This is a genomic window from Prochlorococcus marinus CUG1438, from assembly GCA_017644325.1.
GTDB classification, from domain to species: Bacteria; Cyanobacteriota; Cyanobacteriia; order PCC-6307; family Cyanobiaceae; genus Prochlorococcus_A; species Prochlorococcus_A marinus_AA.
In genome coordinates this window covers 857759-878209 of record JAEPLS010000001.1, presented here as the reverse complement: position 1 = coordinate 878209, position 20451 = coordinate 857759, and the positions used below count along the sequence as shown (strand labels likewise).

Below are 20451 nucleotides of genomic sequence, written 5' to 3'. Positions count from 1 at the left end.
GATTTCATATAATGAAAATGTTGAATAATTTATTTGATGAAAAATATCTGTTTAATACCAGCAAGGGGAGGTTCTAAAAGAATTCCAAAGAAAAATATTAAAATTTTTCATGGAAAACCTCTCATATATTGGTCTATTTATAAAGCAAAAGCATCTGAATTATTTGATGAAATATATGTTTCAACTGATGATTTAGAAATTGCAGAAATTGCGGAGAGCTATGGGGCTAAAATTCCTTTTATAAGGCCCAAAGATATATCAGATGATTATGCTAACGATAAAGATGTAAGGGATCATTTTCTTAGATGGATGAAAAAAAATAATATGCAAGCTGAAATTCTCTGTTATCTCTACGCAACTGCTCCATTTATTACAAAAGAAACATTATGTGGTTGCAGAAATCTACTTTTAAAATCTGGTTCCTTTTCAGTTCATACAGTTACAAGTTTTCCGTATCCCGTTCAAAGAGCATTAGAACAAAATGAGAATGGAGCAATTAATTTTAAATGGCCAAAATATTCCAATTCAAGAAGTCAAGACTTACCCGAGTTATTGCATGATGCCGGACAATGCTATTTTTTTAATCTAAAAATATATTCGCAGGGCGGAGATATATTTGGTTACAAAATACCTCGCATTTATGCAAACGATATAGATACTTTAGAGGATTTTGAAATCGCAGAAAAATTATTTAAAATAATTTTCAATGATAATCAAAAAATATAAATTAAATTTAAAGTTGCTAATAATATTTTATAGCAAAAGCTAAAAAAACTATTTTGTCGAAAATAGTAACATATATGCCTATGATTTTTAAGAATTAACTTTTCTTAGAAGGCTTTGGGAAATAAACTAACAAATTAGTATTGATAAATAACTATTCGATTTTTGATAACATGAATCATTTATTTGGTATTATTGAATGTATTAAACTTAAAATCCCAGGATAAATATTACTTGGATTTTATATACTTTTAATTAAAATTAAATCAAAAAATCAAAAAAATAATTTTTAATGAACATACAAAAATCAAATATTTTAATAACTGGAGGGACAGGGAGCTTTGGGAAATATTTTTTGAAAAAATTACTTGAAAAATATAAAAATATTCCAAGAATTGTTATATACAGCAGAGATGAATTAAAACAATGGGAACTTCAACAAAAATATCCCAAAGATGAATATCCAAATTTAAGATTTTTCCTTGGGGATATTAGAGACCTTCAAAGATTAAAAAATGCATTAGAAAAAATTGATATTGTCATACATGCCGCTGCACTAAAGCAAGTATCAGCTGCAGAATACAATCCTATTGAATTTATAAAAACAAATATTATTGGATCAGAAAATATAGTACGTGCGTGCTTGGATACTAAAGTTAAAAAAGTTATCGCGCTAAGTACAGATAAAGCGGCTGCACCAATAAATGTCTATGGAGCTACAAAACTTGTTTCAGATAAACTTTTCATAGCGGGAAACAATATCAAAGGTAATAGGAATTTAAGTTTTTCTTGCGTTAGATATGGAAATGTAATGGGATCAAGGGGATCAGTAATTCCATTATTCATTGAAAAATCCCTAACTGGGAATTTAAATATTACAGATCCAAATATGACTCGTTTTAATATTACTCTTGAGGAAGCTACGGAAATGGTTTTTTGGGTTTTGGGAAATTCATATGGAGGAGAAATTTTTGTTCCTAAAATACCTAGTTACCAAATCACAGACCTCGCAGAAGCTATTGGACCAAGTTGTAAAAAAACAATAATTGGGGTTCGTAGTGGGGAAAAAATTCATGAAGAGATGATTACTGCTGCAGATAGTTATAATACTTTTGACTTAGGCGAATACTACGCAATTATTCATCCAACAAATGATATTAAAAGAAATCAATATAAGGAACATTTCCAGTCCTTAAATTTAAAATTTGATCAAATGAAAATTGGATCATCATATAATTCTAAAGAAAATGAACCTTATCTTACAGTTAAGCAAATCAGAGATTTAATAAAAACAAATCTCTCTGAAAAATTTAAGCCAATATGATATCAGTCATTTAGTAATAAAAGCTAACAAAATAATTACGGGAAAACATATTCGAAAAATACATTAATATAGAATTAATAAATAATAAACAGGATTTAAGTATCAAAAACTAGTTGAATATATCCGATATAACGATAATAATATTTAAAATAAATTAGAATTTAACTTTTTCTAATTACAAAAATTTATAAAATTTTTGTTTAAAAAAACTAATTTGACTTGATTTTATAAAATATGATAATATTTTGAATATATTTATTGTTTATGTTAAATAATATTAACAAAAATATAAGGAAATATTATAATAAAATACAGTCATACAAAGAAGTATACAAGAATTTTAATATAATTAATTCATATAATGAAATCCTGAAATATAAAGTTAAAAATAATGATTTAGAATATAAAAATATTATTATTGATGGTGGATTTTATAATTTAGGATACCTATACAGATTACAGTTACTAAGAGCATCATTATATTCAAAAGAAGTTAATGAGCACGCATATATATGGGACTGCAATCAATACTTATGTAAAAATATAATAAATTCAATTGGCATTAAAAATATATCTTATGTATATAAAAATTATTCAAAAGAAAAAGCTATTGAAGCTGATTTAATTGCTAAAAAAATTAAAAAAAAAATTAATATACTCAATTATCCTTTTAAATATGGAGTCCCAGGATCATTCTTATATGATGCAATATTAAAATCGCAGAAATCTGAAACGGTAAACATTAATGATAAAAATTTAAATAAATATATTTTAAAATTCATTTCTTCAATTGAATTTTCGGAAAATCTTATAAAGGAATTTAAACCAGATTTAATTCTCTTAAGTCATGGAATATCCTATCAATGTGCACCTCTGGCTTGGATTGGATCAAAAAAACAAATTCCAGTCATTATTTCATATGGGCAATATGGGACTCCAAGATTTTGGAAAATCAGTGCCCCTAAAGATATATTCTTTGGTATTGGTCATCCCGTCAAAAAAGATATCCACAATCTTGACGAGAAAAAGAAAGATAAACTGATTAAAATAGGCCAAAAATATTTAACAAAAAGGACCTCAGGTCTAACTAAAGATATTGGTGGAAGGAATGCTTTTAATAATAAAGAAGATAAATTAGAAATTTCTGATTTAAGTTCCAATTATAAAAATGTGGTAGCAATATATCTTGGAAATTGGTTTGATTTCCCCCATATGTATGGCATGTCAAGATTTATAGATGTTTTTGATTGGATAAAATCGACTATTAAATATGCTTCCAAAAATAAAAATATTTTATGGTTAATCAAACCTCATCCGTTGACTGATTGGTATGGGGGATTAACTTTGAAAGATATTCTAAAAGAAAAATTACCTAGGAATATAGTAATACTTCCTAATATTTATTCTGGTAAAAAAGTCATGGAAAATGTTGATGCTTTGATAACAATACATGGAACTTCTGCAATTGAATATGCCGCTTACGGTAAACCAGTATTGGTTTCTGATAAAGGATGGTATGAAAATTTTGGTTTTGTAAAGTATCCTGTTTCCAAAGAAGAATATCTAAGTTGTCTAGAAAAAGATTGGTTTAAATCACTTAATATTAAAAAAATTCAAAGAGATGCAAATTTATTTGCTGGACTATATTTTGGAAAGCCATCTTGGCAAAAAAAATCTGTTCTACCAGATGATGCAGATAGAAAACTTTTAAGAAAATATCTTCCAAATTTCGTGAAAGATAATAGTCTTGAGATAAAAAGAGAAATCAAATTTATTAATGATTGGATTAAGTCAGATATGAGAGATTATCATACTTTTAAAATGATAAACTCAAGAAATTACACAATATGATTTTATTGATTAAAAATTTCAATAATAAAAAAAAATACTATTAATCCTAAACAATTATGATAAACAAAAATACCTTTTTAAATCGTAATATATACTTCAAAGTTTTTGAAACAGCATACAATCTTTTAAATAAAAATGAGAAACATAAACTAAAAATAAACATAATAATATCTTTTATTGCTGGATTTCTAGAAATATTATCAGCCACAATTTTTTTTCCACTTGTAAGCGTGATAATTGAACCAGAAGTTATAAAAACCAATAATTTAATAAATAATATTTGGGTTATATTTGGAAGACCTGATGATATTAATTTTATATATGGTTTAAGTATTTTAATTATAGTAATACTGGCTACATCGACTTTTATTAATTTATTTTCTCAAGCATCGGCAGTTAAAGAAGCAAGTAATGCGCAAGAAAGATTTGCAAAAGAATTATATAAAAAGATTATATATTCACCCTATGAATGGCATATAAAAAATAACCCTAATTTAATCAGAAATGTTTTTTTAAATAATTTACAGCTTTGGAATAAATCTGTAATAAGATCAATACCGTTTATATCTGGACAAGTTTCTGGAATCTTATGCGCCACATTGACATTATTATTTACGACTCCAAAACTTGGGTTAGTTTTAATAATAATTTCAACATTTATATTATCAATTTTATTAAAAATTATTAGAAAAAAAACGTCTAAGCTCATGGGCAAGGTAAGGGAGAATGAGGAACTTATAAATATTTTCATGACAGAAACTCTGAATGGCATAAAGGATATTAAGCTTTCTTCAAGAGAAAAAAATTTCATAGGAAATTTCTATAAATTAAATCACACCATTATCAAAAATTATGCCTCAGCTAGTAAATGGAATTTATTACCAACTTACACCGTAATTCTGATAGGTCAATTAAGTATTCTAATCACAACCTTGATACTATTTTCAGTTGGTATCAGAGGGGGGGAATTAGCTGCAATAATGGCAATCATAGTTATTGTTTTTTCAAGAGTTATTCCAATGTTTAATAGACTAGGTTCTTCACTAAATAATATTGCGAATTTAGAAAAGTGGATGGATAGAATTTATTTGACACAAAAAAATCTAAGATTGCCAAATGATTTCCTCAACCAAGATACCGAAATAGCAGATTATAGATTTAATTGGGATAAAGTAAAATTCTCTTCAGTCAAATTTATTTATCCAGAATCAAATAATATTGTTTTCCAAAACCTAAATTTTGAAATAAAGAAAGGCTTGCATTACGCCTTTGTAGGCTATTCAGGATCCGGCAAAACTACAGCAATTGACTTATTTTTAGGGTTACTTCAACCTACTGAAGGAAATATATTTATTGATGATAAAGATTTAAAAGAAGTAGGATCAAAAAGATGGCAAAGAAAAATTAAATATGTTCCACAAAAGCCGTTAATAACAAGTGGAAGCCTGAGAGAAAATATTGCTTTTGGATATGATAAGGAAAAAATTGATGATGAAAGAGTAATTTATTGCTTAAAACAAACACAAATTTACGAAATGGCTAAACAATTAAGTAGTGGGATTTATACTAATTTAGGCAATGATGCAATTACTCTCTCAGGAGGGCAAAAGCAAAGGGTTGCAATTTCAAGAGCTCTTTATAGTAATCCAGATATACTTATTTTAGATGAAGCTACGAGTTCACTCGATGCAGAAACTGAAAAAATAATTCAAAAAACTATTAAAAAGCTAAGCAAAAGTATCACAATAATTTCTATTGCACATAGGTTCTCAACTATAAAAAATTGTGATTATATTTTTCTTTTTAATAAAGGGAAAATAACAGCAAAAGGTGATTATGATTCTTTAATAACCACAAGTAAGTTATTCAAAAAACTTTCTTCTTGAAACTTTTCACCTCAAATAAGGAATAAAAAATGAAATTAGAGCCAAAAAATCATAAAGAAGTATTTGTCACTGGGGGTGGAGGATTAATTGGCTCATTTTTATCTGAAATTTTAGTAAATAAAGGACATAGGGTTTTTATAATTGACGACTTTTCAAAAGGGCATATTAAAAATCTGAAGAATATTGAAAATAAAGTAGAGATTATAGAAGCTGATCTTCAAGATATTTCTCAAGCACGTAATGCTCTTTCTCAAGCAAAAAATATTTTTCACTTAGCAAGTAGAGCTTATGGCATTGGTTATTCTTCAAAAAATCATATCGAAACTTTATTACATAATGAAAAAATAACAAATAATCTTCTAGAAGTTTTTACAGAGTCAAAGCCTGAAAATATTCTGATTACAAGTTCATCCTGCGTTTACAAGGATGGAGGACCAGATACTATCTCAGAACGTGATTTATTTGAAGAAAACCCTGAAGAAGCAAATAAAGGATATGGATGGGCTAAACGTTTCTTAGAACAAAAGTTCATATTGTTTTCAGAAATAAATGAAGTAAATTTAAAAATAGTAAGACCTTTTAATATATATGGTGAACGGTATAGATGGGTAGGCGAATATTCAAGTGCTATACCAATGCTAATCAAAAGGATATTAGATGGCGAAGATCCTCTTTATGCTTGGGGGTCAGGAAATCAAAGAAGAAGTTATATGCATGCATATGATTGTGCAAGATTAATGATTAAGATTATGGATAATACGATTGGTAATGTGGTAGTAAATATTGGAACGAGAGAGACGATTTCGGTTTCTGAATTAGTAAGTAAAATTTGCAATATTTCTGGTAATAATCCAAAAATAATTTTTGACACCTCAAAGCCAGAAGGTAGATTTGTAAAGAGTTCCGATACCGATCATCTTCAAAAAATAATTAATAGTGAAAAAATTACGACAATCGAAATTGATGAGGGTTTAAAAAAAATGATAGGTTGGTACAACGAAAATTTTAAATAAATGTTAAAAAAGATCTTAGTTTTTGATAAGGGTGGAAGAAAAGAAAGAATGGAACTTATAAAGAAAAATCAAGCTCCTAAAGATTTTCTTCAAAGTTTAGATTCCTTAAGGGAGAATGGTTTTAAAATAAAGCATTTATCTTCTACATCTGCTTACAAAAAAAGTCCTCTATGTTTGATCTTTAAACCTATTGAAGAAATTTTTAGCAGAATTTCCAATATTGGGTTAAGACCTTTATCAGTCTTTAATTTTAGCAACATAATTAATTCTTCCGACTACGTTGTAAGCCTCACAGATGGGTTCAGTATAAGTTTAGGATTTTATTATGCTTTTATTAATAAAAAAAACAAAATAAGGCTTGCAGGAGCATTCCATAAATTATCGGATTATGACTCTAAGTTGCCAAAGTTTCTCAAAAATATTTATTTTAAAATTTTCACAATTATTCTTAAAAGATTGGATTTCGTTATCTTTTATGGTGAAGCAGACAGAACAAATTCAATAAAAACTTTTAATATTGAGACAAAAAAAACATTTACTATCAAATTTGGAGTAGATACTGATTTCTGGAAACCTTTTAATCATTCTAGTTTTGAATCAAACTATATTTTTTCAATTGGCCAAGACCCTGGGAGAGATTTCAATACATTATTGAAAGTAAATACTAAAAAAAGGATTCACATTCATACAAGTCTAATTAAAGCTCAAAATGATAATAAATTTGAGATAACTAATGGCAGTTACCATAAATACAAAAAATCTTTAACGGATTTAGAGATTAGAAGTTTATATCAAAAATCTTTTGTTGTGGTAGTACCACTTAAAAATGTTTATCAGCCTAGCGGATATAGTGTAACTCTCCAAGCATTATCTTGCGGGAAACCGGTAATATTGACTTTGACAAAAGGATTATGGGCACCGCAATTGTTTAAGAGCTTTGAAAACTGTATCTTAGTTAATCCTTATAAAAAAGAAGAAATAGAAGATGCTATTAAGTTTTTAGAAGAAAGTAAAGATATTTATGAGAAAATTTGTACTAATGCTAGATCAACTGCCATAAATTATTTTTCATTAGAAAATGCATATGCATCAACTTACGAACTATTTAAAAAATTCAATTAAAAATTGAACAAAAAACGTTTTCAAAACTTTATGTAAATTAAGATTTTACATAAAATGATTAAATTTAAATAATTAACTAGGGTAACAAACCCTTTAGAATGAAATAATGATATATGGATACTAAATTATCTATGATAGAGTTCTAGGCTTAATCCGAGTCATAAAATACTAATATGAGTAAAAAAAAAGCTTTAATTACTGGTATTACAGGACAAGATGGAAGCTACCTTGCTGAGTTTCTTCTAGGGAAAGGTTACGAAGTGCATGGTATTAAAAGACGTTCAAGTAGTTTTAATACGGATCGAATTGATCATATTTATCAAGACCCACATATATCAAGTACAAATTTTATACTTCACTATGGAGATCTAACAGACAGTACTAATCTAATTAGAATCATAAAGCAGGTAAATCCTGATGAGATTTATAATTTAGGAGCTCAAAGTCATGTTGCAGTAAGTTTTGAAACTCCTGAATATACTGCTAATAGTGATGCTATCGGAACTCTTAGAATTCTAGAGGCAATAAGGATATTAGAACTAGAAAAAAAGACAAGGTTTTATCAGGCTAGTACTAGTGAATTATACGGAGATATAAAAGAATCCCCGCAGAACGAAAACACTCCCTTTAATCCAAGAAGTCCTTATGCAGTGGCAAAATTATATGCTTATTGGATAACAAAAAATTATAGAGATGCATATAACATTTTTGCATGTAATGGGATTCTTTTTAATCACGAGAGTCCAAGGCGAGGGGAAACATTTGTTACGAGAAAAATAACAAGAGGTCTCTCGAGAATTGATCTAGGTATTGATAGTTGTCTATTCCTAGGAAACTTGAATGCAAAGAGAGATTGGGGACATGCTAAAGATTATGTTGAAGTTCAATGGTTGATGTTGCAACAAGAAAAGCCAGAAGATTATGTTATTGCAACTGGGAGAATGGAAACTGTAAAAAGGTTTTGTGAATTAGCTGCTTTCGAACTAGGTTGGTGTAAGAAACCCAGCGACAAAGGAATTAGGTGGGAAGGTCAAGGCAAAAAAGAGGTAGGGATAAGAGAAGATACTGGCGATATAGTTATTAGAATTGATGAAAGATACTATAGACCTACTGAAGTTGAAGAGTTATTGGGTGATTCGAGAAAAGCAAAAAAACATTTGGGCTGGAAACCCAAAATAACGCTTGAAGAATTAGTCTCAGAGATGATTTGTCAGGATAGAAAACTAGCCTTAATTGAAAAGAATAAATGACTTGTTTGTTGATTAAATATTGATTATGAAATATAAATTTAATTTAAATGAAAGAATATTTATTGCCGGATCAACTGGTATGGTAGGGAGTGCAATAAAACGAGAATTAATAAAAGCTGGCTATGATGACACCAACAAAGAAGGAAATTTATTAACTCCAACAAGAAAGGAATTAGATCTTGAAAATTATTATTCTGTTAGGAATTGGTACAAAGAAAACAAACCAACAATTGTAATTATAGCTGCAGCGAAAGTTGGAGGAATTTTTGCTAATAACAACCAACCATATGACTTTTTGCTCGAAAACCTAAAGATTCAGACAAACTTGATTGAGGTATCATGGCAATTTGAAGTTAAATGTCTTATTTTCTTGGGAAGCAGTTGTATCTATCCAAAGTTTGCAAAACAGCCTATAAAAGAAGAGTATTTACTTACAGATACTCTAGAGAAAACTAACGAGTTTTATGCGCTAGCTAAGATAGCAGGAATCAAGCTTTGTCAGGCATTAAGAAAACAACATAATTTCAATGCTATTGCTCTAATGCCATCTAATCTTTATGGTCCAGGAGATAATTATCACAAAATGAATAGCCATGTTATACCAGCATTAATAAGAAAATTCTATGATGGCAAAAAAAATAATTTAAAAAAGGTTACTTGTTGGGGGTCAGGGAACCCTTTAAGAGAATTTTTATATGTTGATGATCTTGCAGAAGCTTGCCTGTTTATTTTAGGGATTTGGAATAGAGAGACAAAATTACTCCCATTAGATAACGAAGGGGATCAAATTTATTGGTTAAACGTTGGAAGCAAGTTTGAAGTAAGCATAAAGGAATTAGCTAATGTGATAGCAAACACAATTGAATTTGAAGGAGAAATAGTTTGGGATCAAAAAATGCCCGATGGTACACCAAGAAAAAAATTAGACACAAAAAAAATTAATAATCTTGGTTGGGAAGCTAAGACAAATCTTCAAAAAGGAATTAGCTTAACCTTAAAGCACTTTGAGAAAGAAATAGATAATGAGAGCATAAGAATATAAATTTTTAAAGAATTTTATAATTTTTAAATTACAACAAATATCATGACCAAAATAGCAGGATATTTATAAGATATATGGATCTTTGAAGATAGATGTTTTATATTCCATTTTTTTTAAGTCGATACCTTTTTTAAAATAATTTTCTATTATTTCTTCATTAAATTCACTTTTTTTTGAATATCTTAACTGCTTGCTTTTATCTTGAGTTATGGGTTTTATTTTCAAAATAGTTTCATCTTTAATTCTATGGGCAATAGAATGAAAAGCAGATTTTATACTTGCCATTGTGAATATAAAAGGATCTTCTATTACTTTTGAAATAGCATGATACAAAATGGGTCCGCTATCTAAACCTTTTGAAAGTAAATGTATTGTTGCACCTACTAAATGAGGATTATCATCATATAAAGCCCAAAAATTGCATGCACTTCCTCTGTAATAGGGGGATATTCCTGCATGGATATTTATAGCTTTTTTTTTAATTAAAAAATTAATAAGATCACCCTTTATATAACTAGAACCAAAGACAATAAAAATATCACTCTCTAAAAAATCTTCTAGAAAATTAATTGAACATTGATTTAAATCTCCATAAAGCATAGGTAAAGTTTTAATATTCCTATTTTTATTATTTACATAGGAATTTCCAAAAAGTTTTTCTTGAGCTTTTAGAACATTTTCAAAATATTTTTCCATTATTGGAGATTGATAATAATTATTTGGGACCGGCATAATTGTTCCACACTCTTGAACGACAAATAATTCTTCGCAAACCTCGGCTAAAAGATTTATGAGGTAGTTATGCCTGTTTTTGTTTGCGGTGAAAAGTGTAATTCTCATTTATTTATTTCCTTATGTATTTTTGAATGATTTTGTCTTGCTATTTCTAAAGGAGAATTATTAACTTTAGACATACCTCTTTCTTTTTCTATCTCCATTATCTGTTTAAAGCCTAATTTAATTCCAAGCTCTTTTAAAATCATAAGGGTATCACCATTGTAACTACCACAAGGATGAGACATGTATTTAATTTCTTTCTTTGGCTTCTCTAAAATTTTAGATATTGAAGACAAACATGCTTCGTATTCTTTTTTTTGTTCCTCAAAACTAAGATTTTCTATAAGAGTTGGATGATTATGCGAATGTAAACCTATAGAATGGCCAAGTTGATCAAGTTTTTTTAAATCATTCTTTTGGAAAAAAAGTTTTTCAGTAAAATCTTTATAATTAAATCCTTTTTGCTTAAACATAGAAAACATAATTTTTTCATATTTTGTTTTTGTTAAATAAGAATCTCTCACTAGTCTAAATTTTATATCTGCAGTTGAATAATGCGGAGATCTAATTTTTATTGATTTAATTTTATTAATACTTAGTTTAAAAAAATTTTCCAAATCTTCATCTAAAACATCATAAAAACAATCATAAAACGAATCAATATTGGGGAAATAGTTCATCCTAAAATATCTAAAGTATTCTAAATTATCTGGATTACCTTCAAAAATTGAAGTGTAGACAAAAAAGAAGCTCTTAATATTAAGATCTTCTAATACAGGTAGGGCAATATCTATTTGGCATTTAATAGCGTCATCGAAAGTAAAACAAACATCTGAATCTTTGAGATTATTCTTCATGAATTTATCAAAAAATACTTCAGCATCTAAGATATTTTTTCTTCCAACAAAATTTATTATTTTATAAAATTCATCTTTATTTATGGACCCTTGGCCTTTAGGATGAATCTCATTGTCGTGAAAATGATGAAACATTATGCCGTGGTAAAAATTATTTTTAGAGTTCAAATACATTCTTTATGCTGTGATCTTTGAATACTAGAATAATCTCAAATGCATCATCTCAGATAAGTAATAAAAAAAAGCTTCTAAGGCTTTTATATAATACTTTCTCATAATAGATTATGAATAATCAAGATAACATAAAGATAGAAAAAATAAAAAATTTTATTAAATTCGGCTAATATAATTATCTTATTTTTTCATTATTACAAAATACTTTCAACTAAAGAGTTTAATCGTTCTCCATAGCTTAAGCCTCTCATATCAACTATATAGTTAACATCATTTTTCAAGTTTTCTGAAATGGATGAGTTATTCAGATTTCTACTGAAAACCTTAATCTTGCTATCAAAATCAGACCAACTAAAACAAGTGATAACATCACTTAATTTACAAAAATTTTGAAAATGAATGTTTTTTTTATTAAATCTTTTATTTTGTTCAGGGAAAATAACAAATGGTATTTTTCCGAGAATTGCAGCCTCTAATAAAACTGTAGATCTTGGAGAAACAACACCATCAACCAGTTCGAGTAAATCTCTTGTTATGGAGTAATCAATCATAAAAAACTTTCTATTATTATTAAATATTGCATTCAGATAAAAATCCTTCATATGAGGATCCATTGTTATATGTTTATATTGCATCTCAAAAAAATTTAATTCACTTCCAACAAGTTTTCCGCGCCATGGATGAGGTCTATAAATAATATGTGTATCTTGTAAAAAATCTTTTTCTATTGCATTTTCTAATAAATCTAAAATTTTAGTTTCTATTTCACTTTCACCAACTCCTGCATATAATATGATCCTTTTATCATTTGGTACGTCAAATTTTTTCTGAAGCATAGTTTTAGACAAGGTCGATTTTTCTTTATAAATCTGAAACTGGGCCGCTCCAAATTTACGTATGGTTTTTTCCGGTATTCCTAATAAATCTGCAGATTGATTCTTACTATCTTCTCCCCAAACAATTAAATAATCTGGATAATCATTTGGAATAGCTTTTGACATTGGATTATCCCATGAATTCATACAGACAATTGATTTTATATTTAATTTCTTTGCTTCTCTTGGCAACTCACAAATAAATGGACCGGTAAGAACTGAAGGATAGATCACGCATAAAGGATTTTGTTCTTTTAATAGTTTTTCAATCTCCTTGCTATTACCCAATATCTTTCTAAAAAAGAATTTAAAAATAGGGAAAATTCCCCTTTTAGATAAAAACCTCATCAAAATAACCAACTTAGGGGTTAATTCCAGTTTTACTTTTGTCTCAAGAGTTGCTTTGTATGTGCTTTTACCTCTGTGATAAAACAATAATTGCGCAATGAATAGGTGATACCACATTCCCATTCTATTTCTTTTTATATTCACAAAATGAATTTTTTTATTAGAAAAAATATCAAAGTTGATATTCAAATATTTTTTTTCAGAAGATTCATCGACAGGGAAAACATAATCTACTTGGAAATTTCTTTCTAATATTTTAAAAGTTTCAGATTGGTAAAAAGCCCTGACAACAATATCATTGTCAAAAAAAATCAGAACTTTATCTTTCATGATTTTTTATTTCCTCAAGCTATTGCTTAAGAATACTATAAATAAGGATATAGATGTTACCAACTAATAATGAGAACTTTTTTCGAAAAAATCTTTCAAAAAAAATAATTTATATTTATAAATCTTTCCAATCCTTTTTTGCTTGTTTAAATGTTTCAGGTATACCCACATCTAACCAATATTCATGTATGGGATATGCACTTATTTTATAGTTTTCACCTCTTGCGAAATTTATTAAATCTGGCATATCAACTTTTAAACCAGGAGAAATTAATTTCGTAATTTCAGGATTTAATACATATACTCCCCCATTAACATAATGTTTAAATGATGGTTTTTCTTTGATTTCTAAGACTTTTTCTCCATCTAGGCTGACAACTCCAAAAGGTATGCTTTCCAAATATTCTCTTACACATATTGTTGCCAGAGAATCATGTTCAATATGAAATTTAATAAGGTTATTTATATTTAAATCTGTCAAGACATCACCGTTCAAAACTAAAAGTGGTTTATCTAAGTTATTTGGTAGAAGTTTTAAAGCCCCTGCTGTTCCTAAAGGTTGTTCTTCCTCTAGGTATTTTATTGAAACGCCCCATTTTGTACCATCTCCAAAGTATTCAATAATCTGATCTTTCAGGTGATTTACTGCGAAATAAAAATTTTTTAATCCTGAACGTATACATTGAGATAGGACAATCTCCATCATCGGAGTCTCGCCTATTTTTAGCATGGGTTTAGGAGTTTCCTTCGTTAAAGGTAGGAGTCTTGAACCTAAACCTCCTGCCATGATAACTACATAAGGTAATTGACTAATAAAATGGTTGTTAAAATCCTTTCTAAGCAATAGATCTATTACAATGCCTTTTTCATTTATTACTGGGATTTGCTGAATATCATGTTTTATCATTAAAGCTTCTGCTGTAGCTTTCAAAGAGTGAAGACTGCTTTTAAGAAATATCATTTTTTCTGTCATTACATTCAACACTTTTGCGTCTAAATCAAGTCCATTTAATAGTCCTCTTCTTACATTTCCATCAGTTACTAAACCCATCAACTTATCATCAGGATCAACAATAAGTGCAATATTTCCACGATTATTTTCAATTGTTTTAAAAGCTTCTCTTAAAGTTGCTTCAGGCCTTAGGAAATAGGGATGCATATCCATTTTGACCAAAATAATTTAAAACATAATCATATCCTATTAATATTCACTTTTTTTTCTAAAATTATATTTATATATAGTATTACAAATTAAAGATTAATTTAAGTTTACAGAGATAATATTAATTCACAAGAAAGATTTTCAAATCAATTTAACCTCCCATAATATTGATAACAGGTAAAATACTTTAATAAAGTTTTAAAAGTATTTTTCCTAAAAGTAATTAGCGATAGAATATAAAATTATAACTTTTTATTTATTAAAAACTCTTAAATAATATATAAATGAAAAATGACAAAGTAAATTCAAAACGTATTTTATTTTTTGGAAGAACAAAATGTAATTTATCCAAATCTATTTTTAATCAACTTAAAAACTTTGGTTTTGATGTAACTTTTGTTCAATCAAGTAAAAGAGGTCAAAAATTACCAAAGGATATTCTTAAATGGGAGGGTGATTTTATTCTTTGTTTTAGAAGTTTAATGATCTTACCAAAAACACTTATCGAAAAAGCAAAAGTAGCAGCAGTAAATTTTCACCCGGGGCCTCCAGAATATCCTGGGAGCGGCTGTATCAATTTTGCTTTATACGATGATGTCAAGGTTTTTGGTGTTACAGCTCATATTATGAATGAAAAAATTGATAATGGGGAGATACTTGAAGTTAGAAGATTTCCAGTTGATTCTCTTGATGATTTGCCAACTTTATTATCGAGAACCCATAAAGAACTTTTTAATTTATGCTCTGACTTCATAAAAGAAATCAATACTTTTGGAGACAATGTTATCAATGATAAGATTGGCTTATCCAAAGATGAAAAGTGGAAAGGTAATGCCAGATTATTAAAAGAGTTAGATACACTTCAAACAGTCTCAATTAATATTTCAGAAAAAGAACTTAATCGTATCATTCGAGCAACTTACATTAAAGAATATCCGCCAAGAATTAATCTTCATGGACTTAATTTTTATTTAAAACTTGATGATTTATAATTGAAAATCAATAAAAATCTCAAAACAAATTTAACGTTTTATTGTACGATACAAATTAGTTTGTATCAATAAATTAGGATAGAGAATATAGTTTTAAAGTATTTTTTATGTCAATATATTTAAGAAACGATGAATAGTAAAAAAGTTTTAGTTACAGGAGCTGATGGATTTATTGGATCTCATCTTGTAGAGCTTTTAATTAAATCAGGATACAGTGTAAAAGCTTTTTGTTTTTATAACTCCACAAGTAATTGGGGTTGGCTCGATTCAGTTTCCGAGGAAATTAAAAATGAAGTAGAAGTTTGTTTAGGAGATATTAGAGATCCAGAATTAGTAAGAAGAGAAGTAAAAGGTTGCAATGAAATTTATCATCTAGCGGCTTTAATTGCTATACCTTATAGCTATATTTCACCATCTAGTTATATAGACACAAACATTCATGGTACGTTAAATGTTATTCAGGCTGCTAAAGAATTTAATGTAGATAGAGTAATCCATACTTCGACTTCAGAAACATATGGAACTGCGCAGTTTGTTCCAATATCTGAAAATCATCCACTCGTAGGTCAATCTCCATATGCAGCGAGTAAAATTGGTGCTGATCAAATGGCATTAAGTTTTTGGAGAAGTTTCCAAACACCAATTTCAGTTATAAGACCTTTTAATACATATGGGCCTAGACAAAGTGCCAGAGCTGTTATCCCCACAATCATTACTCAAATAGCTTCTGGGAAAAGAAAAATAAAACTAGGTTCAATAAATCCTACAAGAGATTTCAATTTCGTTGAAGATACATGTAAAGCTTATTTATCTATTTCAAAAAGTTCAGAGTCTATAGGCAAAGTTTTAAATGTTGCGAGTAATTTCGAAATCTCAATTGGCGAAACAGCAAAAATGATTGCTGAAGTAATGAATACGACCATTGAAATTGAAACTGATAATATAAGATTGAGGCCTAAAGATTCTGAAGTCAAAAGACTCTACGGTGATAATACTTTAATAAAAAAAATTACCGACTGGAAGCCAAAATTTTCTGGATTAAATGGTTTTAAAAAAGGTTTAAAGATAACTTCTAATTGGTTTAGTGATCATAAAAACTTGTCTAAATACAAGCCTAATATGTATGAAATTTAAATGATGGGAAAATATACTGAGGAATTATTTGAAGCGATTAAACTTTCTATTAAACACAATAATTCTAATGAATATATTGGTTTGCATGAGCCTTATTTCCAAGGCACAAATGCCTTATCCTACATAAAGGATTGTATTGATAGTGGATGGGTTAGCTCAGCAGGAGAATGGATTTCAAGATTAGAAAAAAAGATATGTGAATTTACTGGTGCGGAATATGCCATAGCAGTAACTAATGGTTCAGTAGGTTTAAGATTGGCACTCCACTCGATTGGAGTCAAACCTTTAGATGAAGTAATAATTCCACCTTTAACTTTTGTAGCAACAGCCAATGCAGTTTCACATCTTGGGGCAATACCACATTTTGTTGATATCAATAAAGAGAATCTTGGAATGTGTCATAGAAGCCTCCAAAGAAGATTAGAGAGTATCGCCAAAAAAAAATCTGGATTTGTAATTAATAAAAAAACAGGAAGAAGAATAACTGCAATTATGCCAGTTCATATATTTGGAATCCCAGCGGACATCATAGAAATAAAAAAAGTTGCTGATCACTGGGGGTTGCCCATAGTCGAAGATGCTGCAGAAGCACTTGGGAGTAGGCATTTTAAAAATGGAGAATATACACATTGCGGTTTAAATGGAGAGATAGGTGTTTTTTCATTTAATGGAAATAAAATTATTACTACAGGAGGAGGAGGGATTTTAATAACTAATAACAAACAAGTTGCAGAAAAATCTAGATATCTCTCTACTACAGCAAAAGCAAGTCATCCATGGGAATTTAATCATACTGAAATAGGCTGGAATGATAGAATGCCAAACATTAATGCAGCGCTTGGAGTATCTCAACTTGAATCAATAAATGAAAAATTAGAATTAAAAAAGAATTTATTTCAGACATATAAAAAAAATTTATTAAACATTGAAGGAATCGAAATAATAGAAGATCAAACCAAAAACATAAAGAATAATTGGTTAATAAATTTAAGATTTCTTGATAAGAAAAGAGAAAATGCATTATTAAAAAGGGAGAGCCTATTAAGAAAAGCACATTCAGAAAAAATTCTACTTAGGCCAGTCTGGAAGCTTTTACATACATTAGAAATGTACAAAGATTCGCCAAGAAGTAAGTTAAAAGTAGCAGAAGATCAAGAGGCTAGGCTCATAAGTCTTCCAAGCAGTCCTCAACTTACGCTAATGAAAAATCAAAACTAAAGAAAAAATTGCCAGCTGAAGCCTCAAAAAACGATGTATTGTAAAATATAGGTCTAAATTATTAATTATTCCTAAGAAAGATTTTCACCAAATAAAAATGTCTAAAACTTTGATAATTGCAGAAGCTGGAGTAAATCATAATGGTGATATTAAACTTGCACATAAATTAATTGATGCTGCATATAATGCTGGTGCTGATATTGTTAAATTTCAAACTTTTTTACCTAGTGAACTTTCAACAGATTATGCTCCACTAGCAGAATACCAAAAAAGTAATATTGGCAATCAAGTATCTCAACTAGATATGTTGAACAATTTAAAACTTAGCGAGAGTGACCATCATGAGTTGATTGAACATTGTAATGAAAAAAATATTGAATTTCTTTCTACATCTTTTGATTTAGCAAGTCTCTCATTACTAAAAAAATTTTCCTTAAAAAGAAATAAAATTCCCTCTGGTGAAATTACTAATCTACCTTTGATTAGAAAAATTGCTGCTATTAAAAAACCTATAATTTTATCAACAGGGATGTCTACTCTTGGAGAGATTGAAATTGCACTAGAAGAAATAAATAAATATGGTACCAATAAAGATCTTATAACTATTTTGCATTGTTCTACCGAGTATCCTGCTTCAATAGAAACTGTAAATTTAAAAGCAATGAATACAATAAAATCTGCATTTGGGGTTAAAGTAGGGTATTCAGATCATACTGAAGGGATTGATATTGCTGTAGCAGCAGTTGCCTTAGGAGCAGTCATAATTGAGAAGCATCTTACTATTGACAGAACGCTACCAGGACCGGACCATAAAGCCAGTATAGAACCTAATAAATTTGCCGAAATGGTAAAAAATATTAGGAGAGTTGAGATTGCGTTAGGCAGCAATATAAAAAAACCATCAAATCAAGAATTAGAAAATCGGAAAGTAGCAAGAAAATCTATTGTTGCTAAACAGAATATTAATATTGGTGATGTTTTTAATTCAGAAAATTTATGTGTAAAGAGGCCAGGGACAGGGATATCTCCTCTTCTATGGGATGAATTAATTGGTAAAACTTCGCGCCATAACTTTAAAAAAGATAATTTAATAAAATGGTAAATAAAAGAAAAAAAATCTGTGTAGTAACTGGAACTAGGGCAGAATATGGATTATTAAGATGGATAATAAGAGGAATTCATGAGTCAAAAGATTTAGATTTAATTTTAATTGTTACAGGATCACACTTATCTCCAGAATTTGGATTAACAGTAAATGAAATAAAGTCTGATGGATATTTGATTAGCGATAAGGTTGAAATGTTATTAAGTTCAGATACTCCAACTGCAATTTCAAAATCAATTGGCCTAGGTCTAATAGGTTTTGCGGATAAATTTGAATGTCATAAACCAGATTTATTAGTTTTACTTGGAGATAGATATGAAATTTATTCGGCGGCAATAGCGGCAATGATTTCACGAACACCAATTGCGCATATTCATGGAGGCGAATCCACAGAAGGGGTAATTGATGAAGCAATTAGACATAGTATTACCAAAATGTCTCATTTTCATTTTGTCGCGGCAAAAGATTACAAGAGAAGGGTTTTGCAATTAGGTGAGAATCCTCAATTTGTTTTTGAAGTAGGTGGTTTAGGAATTGACAGTATTAATAAAATGAAACTTTTGTCTAAAGAAAAGCTAGAGCAAAATCTAGGAGTGAAATTTTGGGATAAGAACTTATTAGTAACTTTTCATCCAGTAACGTTAGAGCAAAATACTAGTGAAGCTCAAATTGAACAAATACTAAAAGCTATTGAAAAATTTAAAGATATAAATTTTATCTTTACAATGCCCAATGCTGATACCAACGGAAGAATAATAATTAAATCAATCAAAGAATTTTGTAAATCAAATAGAAATTCGATTTACTTTAAGTCTTTAGGTCAACTTAGGTATCTATCATGTTTAAAAATTGTAGATGGTGTTATTGGAAACTCATCTAGTGGCTTAATTGAGGTTCCAAGTTTCTTTAAAGGAACTATTAATATTGGTGACAGACAAAAAGGAAGATTAAAAGCCTCAAGTATTATTGATTGTAAGCCAGATGAAAAAGATCTTATTAAATCGATAATAAAGCTTTATTCTAAGGAATTTCAGTATTCACTAAAGAAAACAATTAATCCATATGGCAATGGTTCAGCTAGTAATAAAATTTTAGAGATAATAGAAGAATTTGATCTCGATAAAGATTTAAATTCTATTCTAAAGAAAAAATTTCATGATATACATTAAAAATTAAATTTACAGAGTATTATTTAAAAATAAATTCAAAGAAAAAAATCATAAAATAATTAAGAAAGAAATATTTACTTTCAGTTGTATTTTTTTGTG

The 20451-nt window shown here is 28.6% G+C and carries 17 protein-coding genes; 13 read left to right on the top strand and 4 right to left on the bottom strand.

Features of this window, described 5'->3' with window-relative positions; all coding sequences use genetic code 11:
* The first annotated feature begins 36 nt into the window (after positions 1-36).
* The 8 genes from pseF to JJ847_04820 all read left to right on the top strand — a co-directional run bounded on the left by pseF (position 37) and on the right by JJ847_04820 (position 10211).
* Entirely contained in the window at positions 37-726 is a 690-nt protein-coding gene (gene pseF / locus JJ847_04855; protein ID MBO6960212.1) for a pseudaminic acid cytidylyltransferase, read from the top strand.
* A 289-nt stretch (positions 727-1015) separates the two neighbouring features.
* On the top strand, positions 1016-2047 hold the full coding sequence (gene pseB / locus JJ847_04850) for a UDP-N-acetylglucosamine 4,6-dehydratase (inverting) (GenBank protein MBO6960211.1): 1032 nt from the start codon (positions 1016-1018) through the stop codon (positions 2045-2047).
* A gap of 264 nt (positions 2048-2311) precedes the next feature.
* On the top strand, positions 2312-3898 hold the full coding sequence (locus tag JJ847_04845; protein ID MBO6960210.1) for a hypothetical protein: 1587 nt from the start codon (positions 2312-2314) through the stop codon (positions 3896-3898).
* Between the two features lie 56 nt (positions 3899-3954).
* Entirely contained in the window at positions 3955-5784 is a 1830-nt protein-coding gene (locus tag JJ847_04840) for an ABC transporter ATP-binding protein (GenBank protein ID MBO6960209.1), read from the top strand.
* Between the two features lie 29 nt (positions 5785-5813).
* Positions 5814-6797, top strand: a complete 984-nt coding sequence (locus JJ847_04835) for an NAD-dependent epimerase/dehydratase family protein (protein ID MBO6960208.1) — start codon at positions 5814-5816, stop codon at positions 6795-6797.
* Positions 6798-7919: a glycosyltransferase gene (locus JJ847_04830; GenBank protein ID MBO6960207.1), complete on the top strand. Its 1122-nt coding sequence runs from the start codon at positions 6798-6800 to the stop codon at positions 7917-7919.
* A gap of 173 nt (positions 7920-8092) precedes the next feature.
* Complete coding sequence (gmd, locus tag JJ847_04825; protein ID MBO6960206.1) at positions 8093-9169, top strand: GDP-mannose 4,6-dehydratase; 1077 nt, start codon at positions 8093-8095, stop codon at positions 9167-9169.
* Between the two features lie 25 nt (positions 9170-9194).
* Positions 9195-10211 carry a GDP-L-fucose synthase gene (locus JJ847_04820; protein MBO6960205.1) on the top strand — a complete coding sequence of 339 codons (1017 nt, stop codon included), beginning with the start codon at positions 9195-9197 and terminating at the stop codon, positions 10209-10211.
* A gap of 63 nt (positions 10212-10274) precedes the next feature.
* On the opposite strand, the gene JJ847_04815 is transcribed toward JJ847_04820, so the two are convergent.
* The 4 genes from JJ847_04815 to JJ847_04800 all read right to left on the bottom strand — a co-directional run bounded on the left by JJ847_04815 (position 10275) and on the right by JJ847_04800 (position 14737).
* On the bottom strand, positions 10275-11051 hold the full coding sequence (locus JJ847_04815; protein ID MBO6960204.1) for a hypothetical protein: 777 nt from the start codon (positions 11049-11051) through the stop codon (positions 10275-10277).
* Complete coding sequence (locus JJ847_04810; GenBank protein MBO6960203.1) at positions 11048-11980, bottom strand: polysaccharide deacetylase family protein; 933 nt, start codon at positions 11978-11980, stop codon at positions 11048-11050. The genes JJ847_04815 and JJ847_04810 overlap by 4 nt, the downstream gene beginning before the upstream one ends.
* Before the next feature lie 233 nt (positions 11981-12213).
* Positions 12214-13572 carry a hypothetical protein gene (locus JJ847_04805; protein MBO6960202.1) on the bottom strand — a complete coding sequence of 453 codons (1359 nt, stop codon included), beginning with the start codon at positions 13570-13572 and terminating at the stop codon, positions 12214-12216.
* A 115-nt stretch (positions 13573-13687) separates the two neighbouring features.
* The gene (locus JJ847_04800; protein MBO6960201.1) at positions 13688-14737 is read right to left on the bottom strand and encodes a nucleotidyltransferase family protein; all 1050 of its coding nucleotides are present in this window, start codon (positions 14735-14737) and stop codon (positions 13688-13690) included.
* Between the two features lie 281 nt (positions 14738-15018).
* Between JJ847_04800 and JJ847_04795 the strand changes: the two genes are divergently transcribed.
* The 5 genes from JJ847_04795 to neuC all read left to right on the top strand — a co-directional run bounded on the left by JJ847_04795 (position 15019) and on the right by neuC (position 20352).
* Positions 15019-15726, top strand: coding sequence for a hypothetical protein (locus tag JJ847_04795; protein MBO6960200.1), 708 nt, complete (start codon positions 15019-15021; stop codon positions 15724-15726).
* Between the two features lie 129 nt (positions 15727-15855).
* On the top strand, positions 15856-16860 hold the full coding sequence (locus JJ847_04790; protein MBO6960199.1) for an SDR family oxidoreductase: 1005 nt from the start codon (positions 15856-15858) through the stop codon (positions 16858-16860).
* Between the two features lie 3 nt (positions 16861-16863).
* Positions 16864-18078, top strand: a complete 1215-nt coding sequence (locus tag JJ847_04785) for a LegC family aminotransferase (GenBank protein ID MBO6960198.1) — start codon at positions 16864-16866, stop codon at positions 18076-18078.
* Positions 18079-18175: 97 nt separating this feature from the next.
* Positions 18176-19180 (top strand): N-acetylneuraminate synthase, encoded by a 1005-nt coding sequence (gene neuB, locus JJ847_04780; protein ID MBO6960197.1) that lies wholly within the window; start codon positions 18176-18178, stop codon positions 19178-19180.
* A complete protein-coding gene (neuC, locus tag JJ847_04775; protein MBO6960196.1) occupies positions 19174-20352 on the top strand; it encodes a UDP-N-acetylglucosamine 2-epimerase (hydrolyzing) in 1179 nt (392 codons plus the stop codon). Before neuB ends, neuC begins: the two co-directional genes overlap by 7 nt.
* Positions 20353-20451 lie beyond the last annotated feature (99 nt).